Origin of the sequence: Bartonella sp. TT121SHDZB, assembly GCF_042193415.1 — a bacterium.
GTDB lineage: Bacteria > Pseudomonadota > Alphaproteobacteria > Rhizobiales > Rhizobiaceae > Bartonella.
In genome coordinates this window covers 1-498 of the sequence record NZ_JBHILR010000047.1, presented here as the reverse complement: position 1 = coordinate 498, position 498 = coordinate 1, and the positions used below count along the sequence as shown (strand labels likewise).

General features: G+C 50.6%; 1 rRNA gene (only partly in view). It reads left to right on the top strand.

Features of this window, described 5'->3' with window-relative positions:
* Positions 1-498: ribosomal RNA gene (locus ACFIKI_RS08385) — 23S ribosomal RNA — on the top strand (its annotated part extends 365 nt beyond the left edge of the window); the annotation flags it as partial.

Genomic DNA, 498 nt, shown 5'->3' with positions numbered 1-498 from the left:
CCTTGTCGGGTAAGTTCCGACCTGCACGAATGGTGCAACGATCTGGACACTGTCTCAGCCATGAGCTCGGTGAAATTGTAGTATCGGTGAAGATGCCGATTACCCGCTGTGGGACGAAAAGACCCCGTGAACCTTTACTATAGCTTAGTATTGACTTTGGACAAGTGATGTGTAGGATAGGTGGGAGACGTTGAAGCTGCATCGCCAGGTGTAGTGGAGTCATTGTTGAAATACCACCCTTTACTTGTTTGAAGCCTAACTTCCTTTGGAAGGACAGTGCTTGGTGGGTAGTTTGACTGGGGTGGTCGCCTCCAAAAGAGTAACGGAGGCTTCTAAAGGTCCCCTCAGCACGCTTGGTAACCGTGCGTAGAGTGCAATGGCAAAAGGGGGCTTGACTGAGAGACATACAGGTCGATCAGGTACGAAAGTAGAGCATAGTGATCCGGTGGTTCCGCATGGAAGGGCCATCGCTCAAAGGATAAAAGGTACTCCGGGGAT